At 69.5% G+C, this 20,688-nt stretch carries 20 protein-coding genes; 6 read left to right on the forward strand and 14 right to left on the reverse strand.

The window, feature by feature from the left end; genetic code table 11:
* Positions 1-20: 20 nt before the first annotated feature.
* Entirely contained in the window at positions 21-1,358 is a 1,338-nt protein-coding gene (locus ACSQ1W_RS02130) for a c-type cytochrome (protein ID WP_436041476.1), read from the forward strand.
* 9 nt (positions 1,359-1,367) lie between these two features.
* On the opposite strand, the gene ACSQ1W_RS02135 is transcribed toward ACSQ1W_RS02130, so the two are convergent.
* Both ACSQ1W_RS02135 and ACSQ1W_RS02140 read right to left on the reverse strand, forming a co-directional pair.
* Positions 1,368-2,303 (reverse strand): alpha/beta fold hydrolase, encoded by a 936-nt coding sequence (locus ACSQ1W_RS02135; protein ID WP_436046062.1) that lies wholly within the window; start codon positions 2,301-2,303, stop codon positions 1,368-1,370.
* A gap of 120 nt (positions 2,304-2,423) precedes the next feature.
* Entirely contained in the window at positions 2,424-5,552 is a 3,129-nt protein-coding gene (locus ACSQ1W_RS02140) for a two-component regulator propeller domain-containing protein (protein WP_436041477.1), read from the reverse strand.
* Positions 5,553-5,742: 190 nt separating this feature from the next.
* Between ACSQ1W_RS02140 and ACSQ1W_RS02145 the strand changes: the two genes are divergently transcribed.
* Positions 5,743-6,153: a helix-turn-helix domain-containing protein gene (locus tag ACSQ1W_RS02145; RefSeq protein WP_436041478.1), complete on the forward strand. Its 411-nt coding sequence runs from the start codon at positions 5,743-5,745 to the stop codon at positions 6,151-6,153.
* Between the two features lie 102 nt (positions 6,154-6,255).
* Here the strand turns inward: ACSQ1W_RS02145 and ACSQ1W_RS02150 are convergent, their stop codons facing one another.
* Both ACSQ1W_RS02150 and ACSQ1W_RS02155 read right to left on the reverse strand, forming a co-directional pair.
* On the reverse strand, positions 6,256-6,681 hold the full coding sequence (locus ACSQ1W_RS02150; protein WP_436041479.1) for a hypothetical protein: 426 nt from the start codon (positions 6,679-6,681) through the stop codon (positions 6,256-6,258).
* A gap of 5 nt (positions 6,682-6,686) precedes the next feature.
* On the reverse strand, positions 6,687-8,069 hold the full coding sequence (locus ACSQ1W_RS02155; protein ID WP_436041480.1) for an L-serine ammonia-lyase: 1,383 nt from the start codon (positions 8,067-8,069) through the stop codon (positions 6,687-6,689).
* Between the two features lie 77 nt (positions 8,070-8,146).
* Here ACSQ1W_RS02155 and ACSQ1W_RS02160 point away from each other — a divergent pair, with 77 nt between their 5' ends.
* Entirely contained in the window at positions 8,147-8,374 is a 228-nt protein-coding gene (locus tag ACSQ1W_RS02160; RefSeq protein WP_192270231.1) for a glutaredoxin family protein, read from the forward strand.
* 87 nt (positions 8,375-8,461) lie between these two features.
* The gene (locus ACSQ1W_RS02165; protein WP_436041481.1) at positions 8,462-9,070 is read left to right on the forward strand and encodes a hypothetical protein; all 609 of its coding nucleotides are present in this window, start codon (positions 8,462-8,464) and stop codon (positions 9,068-9,070) included.
* On the opposite strand, the gene ACSQ1W_RS02170 is transcribed toward ACSQ1W_RS02165, so the two are convergent.
* The 4 genes from ACSQ1W_RS02170 to ACSQ1W_RS02185 are packed head-to-tail and all read right to left on the reverse strand — an operon-like array spanning position 8,986 to position 11,797.
* Positions 8,986-9,960, reverse strand: a complete 975-nt coding sequence (locus ACSQ1W_RS02170) for an alpha/beta hydrolase (RefSeq protein WP_436041482.1) — start codon at positions 9,958-9,960, stop codon at positions 8,986-8,988. The genes ACSQ1W_RS02165 and ACSQ1W_RS02170 overlap by 85 nt on opposite strands.
* A gap of 7 nt (positions 9,961-9,967) precedes the next feature.
* A complete protein-coding gene (locus ACSQ1W_RS02175; protein WP_436041483.1) occupies positions 9,968-10,528 on the reverse strand; it encodes a YceI family protein in 561 nt (186 codons plus the stop codon).
* Positions 10,515-11,141, reverse strand: a complete 627-nt coding sequence (locus tag ACSQ1W_RS02180; RefSeq protein ID WP_436041484.1) for a cytochrome b — start codon at positions 11,139-11,141, stop codon at positions 10,515-10,517. Before ACSQ1W_RS02180 ends, ACSQ1W_RS02175 begins: the two co-directional genes overlap by 14 nt.
* Positions 11,138-11,797: a YceI family protein gene (locus ACSQ1W_RS02185; RefSeq protein ID WP_436041485.1), complete on the reverse strand. Its 660-nt coding sequence runs from the start codon at positions 11,795-11,797 to the stop codon at positions 11,138-11,140. The genes ACSQ1W_RS02180 and ACSQ1W_RS02185 overlap by 4 nt, the downstream gene beginning before the upstream one ends.
* A 114-nt stretch (positions 11,798-11,911) precedes the next feature.
* Between ACSQ1W_RS02185 and ACSQ1W_RS02190 the strand changes: the two genes are divergently transcribed.
* Together ACSQ1W_RS02190 and ACSQ1W_RS02195 are read left to right on the forward strand one after the other, a co-directional pair.
* Positions 11,912-15,478, forward strand: a complete 3,567-nt coding sequence (locus tag ACSQ1W_RS02190; RefSeq protein ID WP_436041486.1) for an ATP-binding protein — start codon at positions 11,912-11,914, stop codon at positions 15,476-15,478.
* Positions 15,475-16,446 (forward strand): hypothetical protein, encoded by a 972-nt coding sequence (locus ACSQ1W_RS02195; RefSeq protein ID WP_436041487.1) that lies wholly within the window; start codon positions 15,475-15,477, stop codon positions 16,444-16,446. Before ACSQ1W_RS02190 ends, ACSQ1W_RS02195 begins: the two co-directional genes overlap by 4 nt.
* A 5-nt stretch (positions 16,447-16,451) precedes the next feature.
* Here ACSQ1W_RS02195 and ACSQ1W_RS02200 read toward each other — a convergent pair whose 3' ends face one another.
* From ACSQ1W_RS02200 to ACSQ1W_RS02225, 6 genes are read right to left on the reverse strand one after another with little or no spacing between them, the layout of a single operon-like run.
* Positions 16,452-16,934 carry a hypothetical protein gene (locus ACSQ1W_RS02200; RefSeq protein WP_436041488.1) on the reverse strand — a complete coding sequence of 161 codons (483 nt, stop codon included), beginning with the start codon at positions 16,932-16,934 and terminating at the stop codon, positions 16,452-16,454.
* A 4-nt stretch (positions 16,935-16,938) separates the two neighbouring features.
* Positions 16,939-17,574 (reverse strand): hypothetical protein, encoded by a 636-nt coding sequence (locus ACSQ1W_RS02205; protein WP_436041489.1) that lies wholly within the window; start codon positions 17,572-17,574, stop codon positions 16,939-16,941.
* Between the two features lie 28 nt (positions 17,575-17,602).
* Positions 17,603-18,673 carry a uroporphyrinogen decarboxylase gene (gene hemE / locus ACSQ1W_RS02210; protein WP_436041490.1) on the reverse strand — a complete coding sequence of 357 codons (1,071 nt, stop codon included), beginning with the start codon at positions 18,671-18,673 and terminating at the stop codon, positions 17,603-17,605.
* 19 nt (positions 18,674-18,692) lie between these two features.
* Positions 18,693-18,947 (reverse strand): WGR domain-containing protein, encoded by a 255-nt coding sequence (locus ACSQ1W_RS02215; protein ID WP_192270211.1) that lies wholly within the window; start codon positions 18,945-18,947, stop codon positions 18,693-18,695.
* Positions 18,948-18,972: 25 nt separating this feature from the next.
* Positions 18,973-20,076 (reverse strand): 3-dehydroquinate synthase, encoded by a 1,104-nt coding sequence (gene aroB, locus ACSQ1W_RS02220; RefSeq protein WP_436041491.1) that lies wholly within the window; start codon positions 20,074-20,076, stop codon positions 18,973-18,975.
* Entirely contained in the window at positions 20,073-20,615 is a 543-nt protein-coding gene (locus ACSQ1W_RS02225; protein WP_192270207.1) for a shikimate kinase, read from the reverse strand. Before ACSQ1W_RS02225 ends, aroB begins: the two co-directional genes overlap by 4 nt.
* Positions 20,616-20,688 lie beyond the last annotated feature (73 nt).

Genomic DNA, 20,688 nt, shown 5'->3' on the forward strand with positions numbered 1-20,688 from the left:
GCCACCGACGGAGCCGTCCGATGCGCTTTGCTCTTCGTGTACGGACCGCGTTGCTGGCGGCTTGCGTGGTCGTGGTCGCCGCCTGCGGTGAGCGTGCGGCGCCCGTGCCCCCGAAGGCCGCGCTGACGGCCATCGCCCAGCAACCGCCGCTGCCCGGCCTGCGTATCCGTCCGCTGACCGATCGCACGTTCGAGCGCACCCAGGCGCGGCGCGAACGCGGGCGCTATCTCGCTGAAGGCATCCTGCAGTGCGCGCTGTGCCATTCCGACCGCGACTGGGGACAGCCGGGCGCGCCGCCGGTGCAGAGCCGCACGATGGCCGGCCATGTGTGGAAGGACGAGGGCGCAACGCGGCTGGTCGCGCCGAACCTGACGTCCGACGTGGAAACCGGCGTCGGCGGCTGGAGCGACGACATGCTGGCGCGTGCGATCCGCGAAGGCATCAGCCATGACGGGCGGCCGCTGCATCCGCAGATGTGGTACCCCTCGTTCTCGCAGCTGTCGGACGAAGACCTCGCCTCGGTCATCGTCTACCTGCGTTCGCTGCCGGCCATCCGCAATCCGCTGCCACGCACGCAGCTCTCCGAGGAGCAGGTGCAGCGCATCGTCGGTCGCCCCATGCCGATCACCGCGCCCGTGTCCGGCCCCGCCGACGACAGTCCGCTCGAGCGCGGGCGCTATCTGGCGGCGATCGGCGATTGCGGCGGGTGCCACACGCTGTGGGAAGCGGAGCGGCTGCCCGGTGCGTTCGCCGGGGGCAACGCGATCTCGCGCGATGGCAAGAACATCTACAGCACCAACCTCACCCCGCATGCCACCGGGATCGACTACGACGCGGACGCGTTCGTCCAGCTGATGCGCACGGGCAAGCAAGGGCTGACGCATCCGATGATGCCGTGGGCCGCCTTCCGCCATCTGACCGACGAGGATCTCCGCGCACTGCATGCGTTCCTGCAGACCCGGCATCCCGTGGCGCACGCCATCAGCAACCTGGCGCCACCGACGATGTGTGCCGTCTGCGGGCAGGCGCATGGCCTGGGCAACATCAACCAGCGGGTGAAGCCGAAGGGCGTCGCCGTGCCGGAGGCGACGCTGCGCGACTATGTCGGCACCTACCGTGTCGAACGCTACGACTGGACGCTGCGCATCACGCTCGCGCACGGTCGCCTGCACGCGGAGTCGGCGGACGAACCGCCCGCCGAACTCGTCCCGCTGGACGACACCCTGTTCGCCATGGAGGGTGGCCTGGGTCCGCTGCGCTTCCGCCGTGCTGCGGACGGCAGGGTGGATGCGGTCGTGTCGGAAGACGTCGATGATGTCGTGCTGGCCCGCCTCGACGCCATCACGTCTGCCCCGTGACGCCGGCGGTCAGGGCGCGCTGACCGCCTTCAGCAGTTCGGCGTTGAAGCGCGCCGGGTCCTCGACCTGCGGCGAATGGCCCAACTCGGCGAACTCCACGAGCGTCGCGCCTGGAATCGCGGCGGCCGCGCGCCTGCCCAGCGCCGGGTAATCGCCGAGCCGTTTCGCCACCTCCGGCGGCGCCAGATCCTTGCCGATGGCCGTGCGGTCCTTCAGGCCGACGAACAGCGTGGTCGGCGCCGCGATGCGGGGGAACTCGTACACGACGGGCTGGTTGAACACCATGTCCGACGTCAGCGCCTGGCTCCAGGCGACGGCCTTGCGTCCATCGCCAGCGTACATGCCGCCCAGCATCCGCACCCAGGGTTCGTACGCCGGCTTCCAGTCGCCGCTGTAGTACACGGTGCGCTGGTAGTCGCGGATGCTGTCGAAGGAGGTCTTCATTTCGCGCTCGTTCCAGGCATCGATGCTCCGCCACGGCACGCCCTCGGCCTTCCAGTCCTCCAGTCCGATCGGATTGACCAGTACCAACCGCTCGGTCGCCTCCGGATACTGCAGCGCATAGCGCGCGGCGAGCATGCCGCCCATGGAGTGGCCGACGATCACCGCGCGCTCGATGCCCAGCATGTCGAGCAGGGCATGCGTGTTGGCGGCCAACTGTCCGAACGAATACTGGTAACCGGAAGGCTTGCTCGATTTGCAGAAGCCGACCTGGTCCGGCGCGATCACGCGGAAGCCGGCCGCGGTGAGTGCATCGATCGTGGATACCCAGGTCGCGGCGCAGAAGTTCTTGCCGTGCAGCAGCACGGCGGTGCGGCCGTTCGGTCGGGCGGGTGCGACGTCGAGATACGCCATTTCCAGCGGCTGGGACTGCGAGGTGAAAGCGAAGGTCTGTACCGGTCGCGGGTACTCGAAGCCTTCGAGTCGCGGCCCATAGCGGGGCATGGGCTCTGCCTGCGCAACGGCATGGACGGCGAGCAGGGCGACCAGCGCGGAAGCGGGAATCTTCATGGGGGATCTCGGCGACGTGGCAGGCGAGCGTATCGCGGACACGTTGCAGGGATGTCAATCCGCGCGTGCGGACACGGATGCGGAGGGGGGCGTCGAGGCTGACGGATGATGCGGCCCACGCAACACCAGATGGCCGCTGCGGACCAGTTCACCCGGGTCGCGTCGCAGGTGGTCCACATCCAGTACGGGCAACGGCAACGGCGTGGCTTCGTAGAGCGCCCAGCCGTTGCGGCCATGCGCCTTCACCTCGTAGAGCGCGCGGTCGGCCAGGGAGACCAGCTGCTCCCAGCCGAGCAGGTCGGGCGCGGCGGGGAAGGGCGGATAGCCGATCAGTCCCAGCGATGCCGTCACCTGCAGGCGTGTGCCGGCCACGTCCACCGGTTCCGTGGAGATCGCCGTGCAGATGCGGCGTCCCAGCGCATGCAGCTCGTGGCGCGGCATCGGCCGGAACACCATCAGGAATTCCTCGCCGCCCCAACGGATCACGTAGTCGCCGTCGCGCGACAGCGTGCGCAGGCGGTGCGCGACGGTCTGCAGCACGTGGTCGCCCGCCTGGTGGCCGTGGCCGTCGTTGATCGACTTGAAGTGGTCGATGTCGAGCAGGGCGAACGCGAGCACGTCCACGCCGGCGGTGAAGCCGGGCATGCGCTGGTAGTAGGCGATGTCGGCGGGCAGTTGGCGGGTCAGGTACCGGCGGTTGTGCAGGCCGGTCAGGGGGTCGGTGAGGCTGATGGCTTCCAGTTGCCGGTTGGCCTGCTGCAGGTCGCGCGTGCGTTGCTCCACCAGTCGCTCCAGCGCGACGCGACGGTTGTGGTGGCGGCGCAGCACCCACCGGTTGGACAGCAGCACCAGGATCGCCAGCGCGAACGCCAGCAGCAGGTAGAACCACGGGCTCTCGTAGAAGTACGGCGCGATGGCGAATGCCTGGGTGGCGGCGGCGCGTCCGGAGACGCCGCTGTTGTTGGTGCCGAGCACCTCGAACACGTAGCGCCCGGCCGGCAGGTTGGTGTACGTGGCACTGCGCTGATGGGGATCGTCGAGCAGTTTCCACTCGTCGTCGTAACCGCGCAGGCGATAGCGGATGTCGATGTGGTCGGACGCCTGGAAGCTGAGCGTGGTGAACTCGAAGCGCAGGTCGCGCGCCGCGCTCGGCAGCGACCATTCCGTCGCGCGCTCGGCCGGCCGCCATTGGCCCTGCACCTGGACGCGTTCGACCACCGATTCGGGCAGGTAGTCGTTGGCCAGCGACTGGTCGGTCGCCATGACCACGACGCCATCGCGGGTCGGCAGCCACAGCGCGTTGTCGGCCAGGAAGCCACGGCTGTTGCCGGCGCCGTTGCAGCAGTCGCCCTTCTGGCCGCCATGGCGATCGCCGCGCTCGTTGAGCAGGGTCCGCGCGTTGACGCGCAGGGACGGATCGTCGGCGGCGTCGAGCAGGTCGGCCACCGGTACCCGGTAGATCCCGCGCAGGCCACCCGCCCACAGGAAGCCGCTGGCGTCCTCGGCGAAGAAGAACGGCGCGTTCGCCGGGATGCCGCGCGACTTGTCCAGGCGCGTCCAGCGATGGCCGTCGAACAGCAGCATCAGTTCTTCCGACAGCGCGCCGGCCAGCCACTGGCCGCCGGCGAGCTCGTGCAGGGAGACGATGTGCGGCGCATCCAGGCCCGTACCGGTCAGGGGAAGCGCGACCAGATGCTCATCGACGAATTCGTAAAGGCCGCTCTGCGTGCCCACCAGCATCCGTCCGTCGCGCGTCTCCATAAGCACGCGCACGCGGATGTCGCGCAGGCCCTCCCGTTCGCCGTAGTGGCGCGCGTGTGCGTCGCCTTCCCGCCAACGGTAGAGGCCATTGCTGGTGGCGAACCACAGTCGTCCCTGGCGATCGCGGACGATGCCGTTCACCTGTGCGGCATCCAGCGCCGCCAGCATGCGCGGTCGTTGCACGCGGCCATCGCGGTACAGGGCGGCGCCGTCGCGCGTGCCGATCCAGGTCTGCCCGTTCTCGGGCAGCAGGCTGTACGCGGCGGGATGCGGCAGATCGCGCCCCGCGACCAGGGTGCGGAACCGGCCGCCGTCCAGCACGCTGACGCCATCGTCGCTGCCGACCCACACGCGGCCGTCGGGCGCCTGCGCGATCGACCACAGCAAGGGCTGGTGCAGACCTTCGGCGCGGCTGTAGCGCCGCGTCCAGCCGTTCCAGGCGCGGCTGACACCTTCGTTGTTGCTTCCGAGCCACAGGTTCGACTCGCGGTCTTCGTAGAACGCGCGGATCTCCGCGAGCGGTCCGTCCGCGGCGATCCGTTCCAGCAGGCGGCCGTCCTGCAGCCGGTAGAGGGTGTCGCGGGTGCTTGCCCACAGGATGCCGTCGCGGTCCTCATGCAGCGCCTGCACGCCGCCGCTGACGGTGGCGACGTCGCGGTCGCGCTGCCAATGCTGGCCGTCGAGCACGAACAGGCCGGCATCGCAGCCGGCCCAGAGGCGGCCGTGGTGGCGTGCCAGCGAGGTGACCGTCGCCAGCGATGCACCGGCGGGCAGTTTCAGGACGCGCTCGCCGGTTCCGTCGAAGGCGTGCACGCGTCCGCGGCCACCGGCCCAGAGCGTGCCGTCGTCGTCGGCATGCAGTGCCAGCGCGCCGCCGTCGTCGATCGGATGCAGCGTCTGCAGGCGGTCGGCCACCACCATCATGACGCCGCGGTGGGTGGCTACCAGCAGGCGTCCGCGGACATCGCGCGTCAGCGCCCGCACGTCGACGACGCCGGTGGCCTCGCCCGGGGCGAGCGGGATGGCCTTGATGCGGTTGCCGTCACGGACGGCCAGTCCCTGCGGGGTGCCGATCCACAGTCGGCCTTCGCGATCGGTGTGCAGGGCCTGGATCCAGGTGCTGGGCAGGTCCGGGGTGTTGTCGAGGTCGAAGTTGGTGAAGCGCACGCCGTCGAAGCGGCTCAGGCCAGCCTGCGTGCCGAACCAGAGGTAGCCGGGCCGGTCCTGGGCGATGGCGAGCACGCTCAGCTGGGGCAGGCCCTGTTCCAGGCTCCAGTGGTTGCGCACGTAGTGGTGGAACGACTTGGAGGGATCCAGTGCGTGCGCGGTCGGGCAAAGCGTCGCCATCCCGCCCAGCAGGGGCAGGCACCAGGTCGCCAGTCGGCGCCGCCAGGACGGCCGGCCGCGGCGGATCTTGTCCACGGGCTGGGACAGGACGCGTCTCCGGTAAGTCGGTTTACCAAAGTACGGTATCGGCGCAGGTGCGCGTGCCTAAAGGGCGCCGGAGCCCGTGTCGTGCTGCTGTCGCGTCTCTGTCGTGGCGATCGGGCCGGCACGGGGGGAGGCTGGGACCGAACGTACACTGGCCGGGACAAGACCGACAACGATGGACATGAAACTGAACGCCGAACGGATCCGGACCCTGAGGGAACAGCGGGCCTGGTCGCAGGAGCACCTGGCGACGGTCGCCGGGGTGAGTACGCGGACGCTGCAGCGGATCGAAGCGGGCTCAGCCGCGTCCAAGGAGACCTGCCTTGCACTGGCGGCGGCGTTGGAGGTGCAGATGAGCGCGATTGTCGGAGAGTCGACTGCGACAGATGTTCACGTGAGGCCGACTCTCGCCAAGTCGGCGAACGTCGCCGCTTCCTGGCTGACGCCGGTCGTGTTGCTTGTGTGCCTGATGGTCTGGTTCGGATACAACATTGGCAAGGACATGGCCGACCGCGACAACAGAGCGACCGCCGAGTGTCTTCAAGGCGATGAGGTATGCGATCCGTCCCGTCGCGATATCGACGGTCGATGACGCTTGCTAGGCGTGTAGAGCCAAGTAATCCGGATGGGGCCGTAAGCCGCGCCCAAGGAGCGCGCAGGCATATCGAACTCCGGATACGCCGAGATTATCGGTCTAAGCTGGTTTGAATGAACTGCCGAGTGCCATGGCCGAGATCACGGAGCGAAGATCCTCCACGGCACGCTGTCGAACTTTCGGGGACTTGATGTGTCCGGGCAGTCGGCTCAGCCAATGACTGTTGGGGCCGTGGCCACCGCCGCGAATCAAGGACAGCCGACGGGATGTCGGGAGTGGCTTGCGTCCGAGGATGTCGATGCATTCGGCGAGTTGCGCTGCGGAGGAGAAGCGGAAGACAAAGCCCTGCGACTCGATGCAGAGCACTGGATAGCCGTTGCGTCCTTCGGCATGGGGCGCCGGAGGATCGTAAGACGCTGCCGCGCGCCAAGCTCTGCCTTCGCTTTCTATGTGAACCCAGTAAGCCATGGGTTCGGTGCGCCAATCCGGGGTGTGCTCGATCCAGTGGCGGGCGACCTTCCCCATGACATCTAGCACTCGATGACGTTGACGGCCAGTCCGCCGCGGCTGGTTTCCTTGTACTTGTCCTGCATGTCGCGGCCGGTGTCGCGCATGGTCTTGATCACCTTGTCCAGGCTGACCTTGTGCTTGCCATCGCCGCGCATGGCCATGCGGCTGGCGTTGATCGCCTTCACCGCGCCCATCGCATTGCGCTCGATGCACGGGATCTGCACCAGCCCGCCGATCGGATCGCAGGTCAGGCCCAGGTTGTGCTCCATGCCGATCTCGGCCGCGTTCTCCACCTGGCTCGGGCTGCCGCCGAGTGCGGCGACCAGCCCGCCGGCGGCCATCGAACAGGCCACGCCCACCTCACCCTGGCAACCGACCTCGGCGCCGCTGATGCTGGCGTTCTCCTTGTAGAGGATGCCGATGGCCGCCGCGGTCAGCAGGAAGTCGAATACCCGCTGCTCGCTGTTGCCCGGGCAGAACCGGTCGAAGTAGTGCAGCACTGCCGGGATGATGCCGGCCGCACCATTGGTCGGTGCGGTGACCACGCGTCCGCCGGCGGCGTTCTCCTCGTTCACCGCCAGGGCATACAGGTTGACCCAGTCCAGCACGGTCAGCGGATCGCGCATCGCCGCCTCGGGCTTGCTTGAGAGTTCGCGGTGCAGCGTGGGTGCTCGTCTTGAGACATGCAGGCCGCCGGGAAGGGTGCCTTCCTCGCGGATGCCACGGGCCATGCACGACTGCATGGCACCCCAGATCGCCCGCAAGCCCTCGCGGATCCCGTCCTCGCTGCGCCAGGCCTTCTCGTTCTCGAACATCAGCGCGGCGATGCTCAGCCCGCTGCGCTGGCACTGGGCCAGCAACTCGTCGCCGCTCTTGAACGGATACGGCAGCGGGGTCTCGTCGGCGACGATGCGATCCGAGGCCGCATCGTCCTGGTTGACCACGAAGCCGCCGCCGACGGAGTAGTAGTCGCGCGTGGCGATGACCTCATCGTTCGCGTCAAACGCGGTGAAGCGCATGCCGTTGGTGTGGTAGGGAAGCTTCTGCCGCTTGTTCATCAGCAGGTCGCGCTTCTCGTCGAAGGCGAGCTCATGCGTGCCGCCGAGCAGGATGCGCTTGCCAGTGCGGATGCGTTCCAGCGCCGGCGGGATGAGGTCCGGATCGATCTCGTTGGGGTAGTGGCCTTCCAGGCCCATCAGCACGGCCTTGTCGGTGCCGTGGCCGCGGCCGGTCAGGGCCAGCGAGCCGAACACCTCGGCGCGGATGCGCGCCACGTCCTGCAGGCGCCCGGCATCGACCAGCCAGCGGCCCACGAAACGCGCCGCCGCCCGCATCGGCCCCACCGTATGCGAGGAGCTCGGACCGATGCCGATCTTGAACAGGTCGAACGTGCTGACTGCCATGCTGCAAAAACCGCCGTCGAAAAAAGGCCGCTATTCTAAGCACGTAGACGCCACATGCCCTTCACCCCTCAGCCGCGATGCCCCTGATCCTCTACCAGCGCGACGACTGCCACCTGTGCGACCTGGCGCTCGACATACTCGCGCATGCACGCATTCCCGAGTTCGAAAGCGTTTTCATCGATGAAGACGACGCTTTGGAAGCGCGTTACGGCATCCGTGTCCCTGTGCTGCATCGCAGCGATACCGGTGCGGAACTGGACTGGCCCTTCGATGCCGGTGCGGTGGGGGCGTTCCTGCACCCGTAAGCTGTCCGTTGACAGAACGGACGCACGACGGTGCGCCAGTGCACGGGACGGCCGCGCTAGGCTGGGTCCCTCCAGGCAGGGTTACCCATGGCATCGATACGCGGAGTGTGGCTGACGCTCGTGGTCGCAGGTGCCTGCGTGCCGCTCGCGACCGTCGGCGGTGTCCACGACGACGATCCTGCACTGCGCCGGATGCACGGCGAGTTCGTCGATGCCTTCGTGGATAGCCGGGGCTTCGGCAGGATGCGCGTCACGCCGATGATGGCGCGCATGCGCGACGCCCGGTTCGAGGCCGTGGACGAGCACGGGCGCTGCGTGCTCGAGGTGGAACTGGTCGGTGTCGCCCGGCACGACCCGCCGGTGGTCCATGCCGCCAGTTTCATGGGCTTCCAGCACACGGACGGCGATTCCGGCCTGCGCGCACCTCCCGCCTCCACGCGCGGCCTGCACGCGTGGGAGCGCGAGGCGCTGGCCGCGCTGGCGTCGGGCAGGGAGCTGGTCGTGCAGGACACGCCGCGAGGCGAACGCGCGATGGGTGCGATCCGCGCGCGCCCGGCGTGTCTGTCATGCCACGGAGATCATCGCGAGGGCGACGTCCTGGGCGCCCTTGCCTACGGACTGGGACGCTTCTCGATATCCGCGCAGGCAGCGGAGCGGCGTTCCTGCGAGCCCGCGCGCGTCGCGTCGTCGCGCTGATGGAGGCAGCGCGCGGGATCGTCCAGCTGCCGATCCAGGAAACCGATCACATGGTCGGCATAACCGGCAGGATCGTGCGCAAGGAAGTCCACATGGGCGGCGTCGGGCAGCAACCAGAATGATTTCGGCGCGCGTGCGCGCCCGTACATCGCACGCGACTCGGCCGGCAGCGTATGCCGGTCCTGTCCGCCCGCGACCACCAGCACCGGTGCGCCGAGGCCTGCGATGCGGTCGATGGGGGAAAGTTCTCGAACGGGAATGCCGAGCCGCCACTCGGCCTGCATCGCCAGCAGTGGCGAGAGCGCGGCGGCGGTGTCGCCCAGCCGCATCGCGATGCGGTTGCGGATGGCCTGGCGCGCATCGGAATACACGGCTTCCAGCACCACCACGTCGAAGCCGCTGGGCTGCGGCCCCAGCACCACCGATGCCCCGCCCAGCGACACGCCGATCACGGCACGTTTCTCGCCGGGACGTTGTTCGTGCATCCAGTCGCGCGCCGCTGTCACGGCGGCGGCTTCACGCCAGCCCAGCGTGATCGCCTCGCCGGGACTTTCGCCATGCGCTGGAAGGTCGATCAGCAGCACCGCGTACCCATGCCGCGACAACAGCCGGGCGCGCTCCAGCATCGCGCGACGGTCCGAACGGATGCCATGCAACAGCAGCACGCTGGCACGGCCTGGTTCTCCGGCGATCCACCAGCCCGCAACAGGGGGCGCCTGCGGGACGGCGATCCTTACCTCGCGTGCGTGGAGATCCGCCGGAGGCGGACCGATCACCGCGGGCCGCGGCGCGACGAGCGTGCCGCCAAGCCACCACAGGCCGGCGGCACCGGCCGCGCACAGCAGCACGGCGGCGATGCCGAGACGAAGCAGCAAGCGTCGCCCGCGCATCGGGTTTTTACTTGGCTGGTTTCAACACGACCCTGGTACTGATCGCCACGTCATTCGGAATCGTCGAGGTGTCGGCCCAGTCGCCGCCGCCGACGCCGAAGTCCAAGCGCTTCACCGTCGCCTTGCCGGCGAGCACGGGCTGCGCGCCCGGGGTCCAGGTGAAGGTCAGCGTGACCGGCTTGCTGACGCCGCGCAGCGACAGCGTGCCGTCGGCCGCGTACTGGTTGCCGCCCAGCGAACGGAACTTCGTCGCGGTGTAACGGGCCTGCGCGAACTTGGCGACGTTGAAGAAGTCGCTGGACGTCAGCGTGCCGTCGCGGTCGCCGTTGCCGGTCTGCGTGCCGGCCAGCTGGATGGTGACGTCGAGCTTGCTGGTCGCGAGCTGCGCCGGATCGAAGCTCAGCGTGGTGGCGAAACCGCCGAACTTGCCGGTGAAGGTTTCACCCTGGTAGTTGCTGGCGAACACCAGCGTGGAGCCGGGCGCCTGCACGTAGTCGGCCGCCATGGCCGGTGCGGCGGCCAGCAGCAGGGAGGCGAGCGCCAGGCGCGCGCGTTCACGGGTTTTCATCGGAGGAATCCTGCGGGGTGGGGGAAGGGGGAAGGGGCGAAGCGGCGGCCGGCGCGGCGACGGCAGCGCGCCGGCCCGGCAGCATGCGGCGCAGCGTGGCGTCGCCCTGGAACAGATGGTGGTACAGCGCGGCGCCGGCATGCGCCAGCACCAGTACCACCAGCACCCAGAACAGCAACTCGTGCGCGCCTTCCGCGGCTTCATGCACGCTGTCGCTGCGTCCGGTGATGGCGGGCAGGTTGAACAGCTTGAACCACTGCAGCGGATAGCCGGCGGACGAGTTCAGCACCCAGCCCGACAGCGGAATGGCGAACAGCAGCGCATACAGGAAGAAGTGCGTCACCGAGGCGATGCGCTGTTGCCAGCTCGGCGTGCCGGCGACCGGTGCAGGCGCCCCGGCGTAGACACGCCACAGCACGCGCAGCACGACCAGCGCCAGGATGGTGAGGCCGATCGACTTGTGCAGCGCGTAGATGTTGATCTTGCGCGGCCCGTTGGGCAGGTCGCCCATCGTCAGGCCCAGGTAGGCCATGACCAGGATCAGCACGACGATGGTCCAGTGGAACAGCTGGCTGACGGCGCCCCAGCGCTCGTCGGTGTTCTTCAGGGTCATGGCGTCGGCTCCTGAGTGGAAGGGGAAAGCGGGGTAGCCGTGTCGTCGCCGGCCTTGCCGTCGTAGGTGGCTTCGGCTTCGATGCGAAGTTCCACTTCGTCGCCGATCACCGACTTCCACGCGGTGATGCCGAAATCGGCACGGCTGAGCTGGGTGGTGGCGGAGAAGCCCACCGTGCGCCGGAACGGCGGCATGGGATGGCGTTTGATGGCGTTGAGGGTCACGTCGAGGACGACTTCGCGCGTCACCCCGCGCAGGCTGAGGTCGCCGACCACGCGGGCATGCGTGGCATCGACCGGTTCCACCCGCGTGGACACGAAGCGCGCTTCCGGATGTCCTTCGGCGTCGAGCAGCGACTTCGCCAGGGTGGCCTTGTTCCAGTCGCCATCGCCCAGGTCGATGCGTGCGATCGGCACGCGGACGTCGACGCGTGCGCGCGTCCAGTCGTCCGGATCGAACACCAGCGTGCCGGTGCTGCCGGAGACGGTGCCGAGTGCGTTGGAGAAACCGGCATGCGAGATCGCGAACATCACGCGCGTGTGTACGGGGTCCAGCGTGTACCCCGCCAGCGTGTCGCGCGCGAACGACGCGGCAGGCACCAGCGCCAGCAGGCAGAGGCTGCGCATCAGCAGGCGGCGGGCGGTCGATCCGGGCATGGGGACGGATTCTAGGGGCCGGTCCATGAAGATACCCCGCTTGCGCGTGCAACGGTCCGTTGCGACGATGCCGGGCGGGGGACGACAGGGAAAGAGGGGCGGTCAGGAATGGTGATGCGTGCGTGGTGGTTGCTGCTGTTCTGCCTGGTGTGCGCACCAGCGCCCGCGACGGTGCCGGAGATTCCGCGCTTCCGCCTGCTGGGCGCCGGCGACGGCCTGCCCTCCACGACGATTCCCGCGCTGGCGCGCGATCGTGCCGGCCACCTGTGGATCGCGACCTGGGACGGCCTGGCCCGCTACGACGGCGTCGGCTTCAAGGTCTGGCGGCACGATCCTGCCGATCCCGCCTCGTTGCCCGGCAACGTCGTGCAGGCGCTGCACGTCGATGCGGCGGACCGCGTGTGGGTAGCGACCGAGAACGGCGGTCTCAGCGTGATGGACGTGGACCGTCGCGGCTTCCGTCACTACCGGAAGTCCGATCATCCGCAGATGGGCAGCGACGAGGTGTTCGCCATCGCCAGCCGTGGCGGCGACGTGTGGTTCGGTACCTTCGGTGGCGGATTGCACAAGCTGGCAGCGGACGGCCGCATCACCCGCTATGCGGCGTCACCCGACGGCGGCGAAGGCCTGCCGTCGGACAACGTACTGTCGCTGGCCTTCGATACGAAGGGTGCGCTGTGGATCGGCACCATGGGCGGCCTGGCGCGATTCGACGGCACGCGGGTCGAGCGTCTCGCGCTGCCTGCGGGAGACGGTCAGATCGTCTACTCGGTGACCGCCGACAACGAGGCGATCTGGGTGGGCGCGTCGGACGGCGTGCATCGCTGGTCGCGGGAGGGCGGATGGGTGTCGCCGCCGTGGTCGCCGATGTTCGCGCGCCCCAACGCACTCATCGCGATGACCAGCGATGGCGAGGGCGAGTACTGGCTGGCCAGCCAGGGCGGGTTGTGGCGCACGGAGGGCGACCGCGCCCCGGCGCCGGTGAACTACGACGCGCAGAGTGTGGGCATCGGCCGCGTGCTGCAGACCGTACTCGTGTTGCCGGACGGTGGCCTGTGGGTGCCGGTGCCGACACGGGGCCTGGCGTACCTGCGGTCGGACTGGCGGCGCATCGCCGCGTTCTCGCCGGCGCAGGGGCTCGGCGGCGGACTCTATCGCGGGCTGTCGCAGGCCGGTGACGGCGGTGTCTGGATCGCCAGCAGTACCGGCAAGGTGGAACGTCTGGATACGCGCAGCGGCCATGTCACGCCCTTGCCGCAGCACGCCGCCCTGCTCGGAGAACTGCGGCTGACATCGTTGCGGCAGGATCGCCATGGCAACCTGTGGATCGGCCACCGCAACGGGCTGATCCGCGTCGACCCGCGGACCGGTGCACTCCGGCAATGGTCGCAGCAAGGCCAGGACGCGGTGCCGGACGGCACGTCGATCGACTGGCTGGTCGAAGCGAACGACGACACGCTGTGGCTGGTCACGCAGATGGGCAGCGTGCAGCAACGCGACATCACCGATGGACGCGTATTGCGCACCATCGTCAAGCAGGAGGACGGCAGCGGCCTGCCCGACATCGAGGGCCTGGCGGTCGCGCCCGACGGACGCGCCTGGCTGGGTGGCGCTGCCGGCATGATGGTGTGGGACGAGGCGGCGGGCCGCTTCGCCGCGGTGGGCGCGATGGGCGGCGAGCGCGTGTATGCGTTCGCCTTCGAGCATGCCGACCGCCTCTGGCTGCATCGCATGTCGGGCGTGGAGGCCTGGCGCCGCGACGGTAACCGCTGGGTGCGCGAACGCAGGATCGGTGCGGCGGAAGGACTGCCCGCCGTCGAGTCGACCGGCCTGGCGGTCGACCTGCAGCGACGGGTCTGGCTGGGCACGCGCCGCGGCCTGTTCCGCATCGACCCCAACCTGCACGGCTCGCGTGCCCTGCTGCGCAACTTCGGCGTGCGCGAGGGACTGCTCAGCCAGGAGCTCAACGATCGCGGGCTGCTGCTGACGCGGGACGGCCTGCTGGTGTCGACCGCCGCCGACGGATCGGTCGCGCTGCTGGACACGCAGCTGCCGGACCCCAGGCCGGTGACGCCGAACCTGGTGCTCGACAGCCTCCAGGTCAGCCGCGGCGACGACGTGCTTGCGCTGCGGATCGACCAGCCCCTCGTCCTGCAGCCCGAGGATCACGAACTGCTCGTCGGCACGCGCCTGCTGAGCTACGAGAATCCGCTGGGCAATCGCTACCGCTCGCTGCTGGAGGGGTTCGACAGCGGTTGGGTGGACCAGGGCGCCAGCGGCGAGCGTGTGTTCTCCGCGCTCACCCCTGGCCGTTACCGGCTGCGGGTGCAGTCCTTCGACGCTGCGGGCAATGCCTCGCGCGAACTGCAGGTGCCGGTGCACGTGCTCCCGCCGTGGTGGCGGAGCGCATGGGGGCTGGCCCTGTTCACCGTCTTGGGGGTGCTGCTGCTGCTCGCCGCCGCCGCGGCGTACCGACGGCGCGTGCGCCGCAGGAGTGCGTGGCAGCTGGCCGAACACAAGCGCGAAGTGGCCGAACAGGCATCGCTGGCGAAGACCCGCTTCCTGGCCACGCTCGGCCACGAGATCCGCACACCGATGACCGGCGTGCTCGGCATGACGGAACTGCTGCAGGCCACGGCGTTGGACGAGCGGCAGACGGGCTACACCGACGCCATCCAGCGTGCCGGCACGCACCTGCTGAGGCTGGTCAACGATGCACTGGACCTGGCGAAGATCGAAGCGGGCAAGCTCGAACTCCAGCAGGTCGAGTTCGACCTGCACGCGCTGGTCTCCGACGTCGTCGCGCTGATGGGGCCGGTCGCGGGCAAGCGTGGCCTCGCCTTCCACGATGGCATCGCCGCCGGTGTGCCGCGCGTGGTGCGCGGCGATCCGCTGCGGTTGCGGCAGATCCTGCTCAACCTGCTGGGCAATGCGATCAAGTTCACCGAGTCCGGCCATGTGTCGCTGCATGCGCTGCCGCTGGCGCCGCAAGGCGTGCGGCTGGTGGTCGGCGATACCGGCCCCGGCATCAATGCCGAGCAGCAGGCCCGGCTGTTCCGCCGCTTCGAGCAGGCCGAAGGCGCCCAGACGACGGCGCGCTACGGCGGCAGCGGCCTGGGCCTGGCGATCTGCCAGGAACTGGCGGTGGCGATGGGCGGGCGGATCGACGTCGACAGCGCACCGGGCAAGGGCACGCGTTTTTCCGTCGACCTGCCGTCCCTGCAGGTCGTGGCCGCAGGCGACGAGTACCCGGTGCCCGCGGCGGACGCCGAGCAGGCGACGCCTGTCGGACCGCTGCACATCCTGCTGGTCGAGGACGATGCGACGGTCGCCGATGTCGTGGCCGGACTGCTCCGCGCGCGCGGCCATCGCGTGACCCACGCGCCTCACGGACTGGCGGCGTTGACCGAAGTGGTGACGACGGCGTTCGACATGGCTTTCCTCGATCTCGATCTTCCGGGCCTGGACGGCATGGCGCTGGCGCGCCAGTTGCGCTTGCATGGCGTGACCACGCCGTTGATCGCCCTGACCGCGCGCACCGACGCCGAAGCCGAGCCGCTGGCGCGGCAGGCGGGGTTCGACGACTTCGTCCGCAAGCCGGTCACCGGCGACATGCTGGCGGCGGTGATCGCGACGCAGATCGAGCGGGGCGCAGCGCCGGCACAGGAGGACACGCCTTGAGGATGATGGCCCGTTGGCTCTGCGCGGCCGCACTGGCGATGGTCGGCCCGGTGGCGGCAGAGGGGTCGGCGGAGGCGCCGGAACCGCCGTTGCTGGGCGACTACATCACCGACTCGCGCGCGCTGTATCCGTTGCGCGTGGGCGACTGGGAAGCGATGGGCGAGAAGCGTTACGAGCGGCAGGAACTGGGCGTGTCGGTGCGCTACCAGGACACGCGCAAGCCGGACCGCTGGATGGACCTGTACCTGTATCCGGCCGGCGTGATGTTCGACCCGGCGTTCGAACGGGTGTTCCAGTACAGCATCGACGAGATCGTGCAGATCGCGCGCGACCGGAACGCGGGTGATGTCCGCCTGGCCCACGCGCGCACGTTCGCCACGGCGCCGGTCGCGGGCGAAGGCATGCTTGGCGAGCTGGCGGTGAAGGCGCGTTCCTTCGCGATGGAAGTGCCGATGCGCGACAAGCGCTACTTGTCCGTGCTCGCGATGACCGTGCGTGATCTCTACTTCATCAAGGTGCGCTACAGCGTGGAGGCCGGCAGCGTGTCCGACGAAGACGTGCAGCGCCAGGCGGAAACCTTCCTCGCCGGTTTCGCGGCGGACATCCGGGTACTCAATACCGGCAGCTGCCGGCAGGAACTGCAGGTGCGGCCGATGCCCGTCGGCAGCGCGCGTCCCGACACGGTGCTGGCCAGCACCAACGAAGGGCAGGGCGACGAGATGTGGATCGCCGACGACGCGGTCTACCTGCGCCCGGCCATCATCGGGAACGCCACCACGGCCGACAGGCTGAAGGCCGAGGCCCAGTCCATCCGCAACGCGCTGCGCGGGCGTTGCGTATCGCCGGAAGCCATGGAGATCCTGGTGCCCGATGGCATGCGCGAGATCCGGTTCGAGTATCGCCTGCCTGCAGGCGGCAGCGACGGTACGGTGCCGCGCCTGAGAAGTCCGCGCTCGGGCCTGGGCTGACGCGCTCAGCGCAGCCGGCGCGCTTCCATCACGCCCGCGATGGGGTCGTAGTAGAACCAGTCGCTGCCGTTGTCGTCGAGCCAGTCGATGCGCGCACGCGCGGTCGGTGGCACATGGCAGAGCACACCTTCACCGTAGTCGTCACCGGGCGGGGAAGGCGCAGGCGGTGCGTCCGCGAACAGGTCGTCCAGCGACGCCGGCTTCCTGCCCCAGGTCAGGCAATCGGCGTCGCGGCTGCTGTCGTCAGGCCAGTCCATGCGGTCCCAGAACGCCGCCCGCCCCCGTTCGCCCAACCGATGCGCCTCGACGGCCTCGCCGTCGCCGGTCGAGGTGAGGCGCCATCCCGTGCCTACGTCCTGCACGCGCCATACGACCTCGTCGGCGTCATGGGTCGCGCCGTGGCCGTACTCGCCGGCGAACGACGTCGGTTCGCCGGCGAATGCGCTGAAGGACAAACCGACCAAGCCAATCAGACAGAGCAGGCGCATCGCATCAGTCCGCCCAGGCTTCGACATACAACGTGCGGGCGGCATCGTCGGGATCGGGGTGGACCCAGATGCCGCCAGCCTCCGAGGTCGACAGGTGAAAGCCATCGCCGGTCGCCAGCATCTGGCAGGCAGCAGCGGGAGATTCTTCCGCCAGCGTCCGTGCCAGGCAGGCGTCCTCGATGAAGTCCCGGACCTTCGGGCCCGCGGCAGCGAACGGTACGGCCAGCACGTACTGGTGGTCGCCCCAGCGCTGCGAATCCATCAGTCGCACCTCGGTCACCGGCTGGCCGGCGAGCTGGACGCGATCGGGATGCAGCACCGCGCGCGCGGTCACCGCGGTCAGGGTCCGCTGGTCGTCGTCGGCCAGGGTGTCTTCGCAATCCAGTTCGACGCGCGCCACGCGCGTGCGCCACCCGGGTGGCAGCTCGTCCAGGCGACGGGCACGGATGCGGTCGCAGCCGGGCGTCGCATCCAGACCGGGCGCGGCGTGCTCGCCGGGCACCACCATCACCAGTGCGGGAAAATCGCCGCCGGCGACCCGCAGGACATGCGCGGGACCGGCCTCCTCGGCACGGACGCGCGCGCCGGCCACCAGCAACAGGCCGGCGGCGGCGGGGGCAAGCAGGTGGCGGCATTCCATTGCGTCACTCCGGCGGGGAACGGCAGCGTCAGCGTGCGCTGTAGGCGTGGACTTCGTCCACCAGCACGGCGACGTGGTCGGGATTCATGTCCGGCGACATGCCGTGGCCGAGGTTGAACACGTGGCCGTCGCGCGAACCGCCGTTGCCGTCGCGGTAGCTGTCCAGTGCGCGGCGCACCTCGCGGCGGATCGCGTCCGGCGAGCCGTACAGCGTGGCCGGATCCAGATTGCCCTGCAGCGCGACCTTGCCCTGCGTGCGGCGCGCGGCCTCGCCCAGTTCGATCAGCCAGTCCACACCAACGCCGTCGGTGCCGCTGGCGGCCAGCTCTTCCAGATAGGCGGCCGTGCCCTTGCCGAACAGGATCAGCGGGGTGCGCTCCGCGCCTTCGCCGCGGTCGAGCTCCTGCGCGATGCGCTGCAGGTACGGTAGCGAGAATTCGCGGTACATCGCCGGGCTCAGCACGCCGCCCCAGGTGTCGAACACCTGCAACGCCTGCGCGCCAGCCGCGCGCTGCGCGGCGAGGTAGGCGATCACCGCATCGGTGTTGACCGACAGCAGGCGGTGCAGCGTGTCCGGGTCGTTGAGCGCCATCGCCTTGATGCGGGCGAAGTCCTTGCTGCCGCCGCCTTCGACCATGTAGCAGGCCAGCGTCCACGGACTGCCGGAGAAGCCGATCAGCGGCACCTTGCCGTCCAGTTCGCGGCGGATCACGCGCACGGCGTCCATCACGTAGCGCAGTTCGGTCTCCATGTCCGGCACGCCGAGCTTCGCCGCGTCGGCGGCGCTGCGTACGGTGCGTTCGAACTTCGGGCCTTCGCCTTCGACGAAGTACAGGCCCAGGCCCATCGCGTCGGGGATGGTCAGGATGTCGGAGAACAGGATCGCCGCGTCCAGGTCGAAACGGCGCAGCGGCTGCAGGGTCACTTCGCAGGCGACCTCCGGGTTCTTCGCCATGCCGAGGAAGCTGCCGGCCTCCTTGCGCGTGGCGCGGTACTCCGGCAGGTAGCGGCCGGCCTGGCGCATCAGCCACACAGGCGTGCGGTCCACGGGTTCGCGGCGCAGGGCGCGCAGGAAGCGGTCGTTCTTCAAATCGGTCATCGGGGGATCCGGGGGGAAGTTACTTGGGCGCGTCGGCGCCGCGGGCGAACATCAGTTGGAAGCCGCGCTTGAGGTGGCTGTCTCGGGCCTTCTCGAACGCGGCGTTGGCCTCGTCCTGCAGCAGGTACTGCTCGCGCTTCAGCGACGCGCGGCCGCCGATCTGTCCGGTTTCGCGCAGCAGCTCCCAGCCGCCGAACAGGTCGGGCTGCAGGGTCAGCTGGACGTAGCGGGGGGCTTCGCCCGCGTCGGGGCGCTGCTGGAGGAAGACGCGCATGGCGATATTTTAGCCGGACGGCTTGTCAGGCGGACAGCACGGCCAGTACGCGGGTCTCGTCCACGTCCGGCACCACCTCGGCCTGTCCCAGCCCCCGCCACAGCACCAGGCGCAGGCGGCCGGCCAGGTTCTTCTTGTCCAGCCGCATGCGGGCCAGCAGCGCCTCGGGCGCCAGGCCGGCGGGAATGCGGGTCGGCAGGCCGTACGCGGTCAGCAGCGTCTCCAGCCGGTCGGCGTCGCTGGCCGGGGCCATGCCCAGGTCGGCCGACAGCCGCGCGGCCAGCACCATGCCCACGGCCACCGCCTCGCCGTGATTGAGGTTGTCGTTGCCCAGGCCGCCGTAACCCTGTTCGGTCTCGATGGCATGGCCGAAGGTGTGGCCCAGGTTGAGCAGGGCGCGTTCGCCCTTCTCCAGCGGATCGCGGGCGACGATCTCGGCCTTGTGCTCGCAACTGGCGGCGATGGCGAGCGCCAGCGCTTCGCCGTCCATCGCCAGCAGCGCTTCGCGCTCCTGTTCCAGCCACTGGAAGAAGCGGGCGTCGCGGATGGCGCCGTACTTGATCACCTCGGCCAGCCCCGCACGCAGTTCGCGTGGCGGCAGCGTCGCCAGTACCGAGGTGTCGGCGAACACCGCGCGCGGCGGATGGAACGCGCCGACCAGGTTCTTGCCCTGCGGGATGTCGACCGCGGTTTTGCCGCCGACCGACGAGTCCACCATCGACAGCAGTGTCGTGGGCACCTGCACGCAGTCCACGCCGCGCATCCAGCATGCTGCCGCGAACCCGGCCAGGTCGCCGACCACGCCGCCGCCCAGCGCGACCACGCAGGCATCGCGGGTGGCACCGAGCGTCGCCAGCGCGTCGATGGCATGGCCGAAGTGGGCCAGCGTCTTCGATTCCTCGCCGGCCGGCAGGATGAAGGTGCCGATGGCGAGATCCGGCCGTGCGGCGTGCAGCGCTTCGCGCACGGTGCCGGCATACAGCGGCGCGACGATGGAGTCGCTGACCAGCAGCACGTGGCGACCGCGGACGTGCTGCGCCAGCGCGGTGCCGTCCGACAGCAGGCCGGGACCGATCGCGATGGTGTAGGGAATCTCGCCGCCGACGTCGACGGTGCGGAGCTGGCTCATGCGTTCTCTTCGATGGGTTGCCAGCGGTGCGCCAGCAACTGGGTCAGGCGGGCCGTCGCCTCGGGGGGCGTCAGTCCATCGGTATCCAGGGTCAGGTCGGCGACCTCGCGGTAGAGCGGCTCGCGCGCCACCGCCATGTCATGCAGCACCTGTTCGCGGTCCGGTCGCTGCAGCAGCGGGCGGTTGGTGCAGCGGCCGAGGCGCTTCAGCTGGGCGTCCACACTGACTTGCAGGTAGACCACGTAGCCGCGTTGTTTCATCTGTATCCGATTGTCGGCGTCCAGCACGGCACCGCCGCCGGTCGAGATGAGCTGGCCGTGGCCGGCCAGCAGCTCCTGCAGGGTGGCCTTCTCTCGCTCACGGAAGCCGGCCTCGCCCACGTGTTCGAACAGCGTGGCGATGCTGGCGCCAGTGCGGTCGACGATGGCCTGGTCCGCGTCCACGAACACCAGCCCGAAGCGCTCGGCCACGCGCTTGCCGATGGAGGTCTTGCCGGCCCCCGTGGGGCCGACCAGGATCAGGTTGGGGGCCGGATTCATGATGGGCAGATGCTAGCACCGCGCACCCGCGCGCGTGGCGTGGCGTTAACACCGGCGGGACTACGGTGGCCCT

Origin of the sequence: Pseudoxanthomonas sp. LjRoot143, assembly GCF_964252945.1 — a bacterium.
Classification (GTDB): Bacteria; Pseudomonadota; Gammaproteobacteria; order Xanthomonadales; family Xanthomonadaceae; genus Pseudoxanthomonas_A.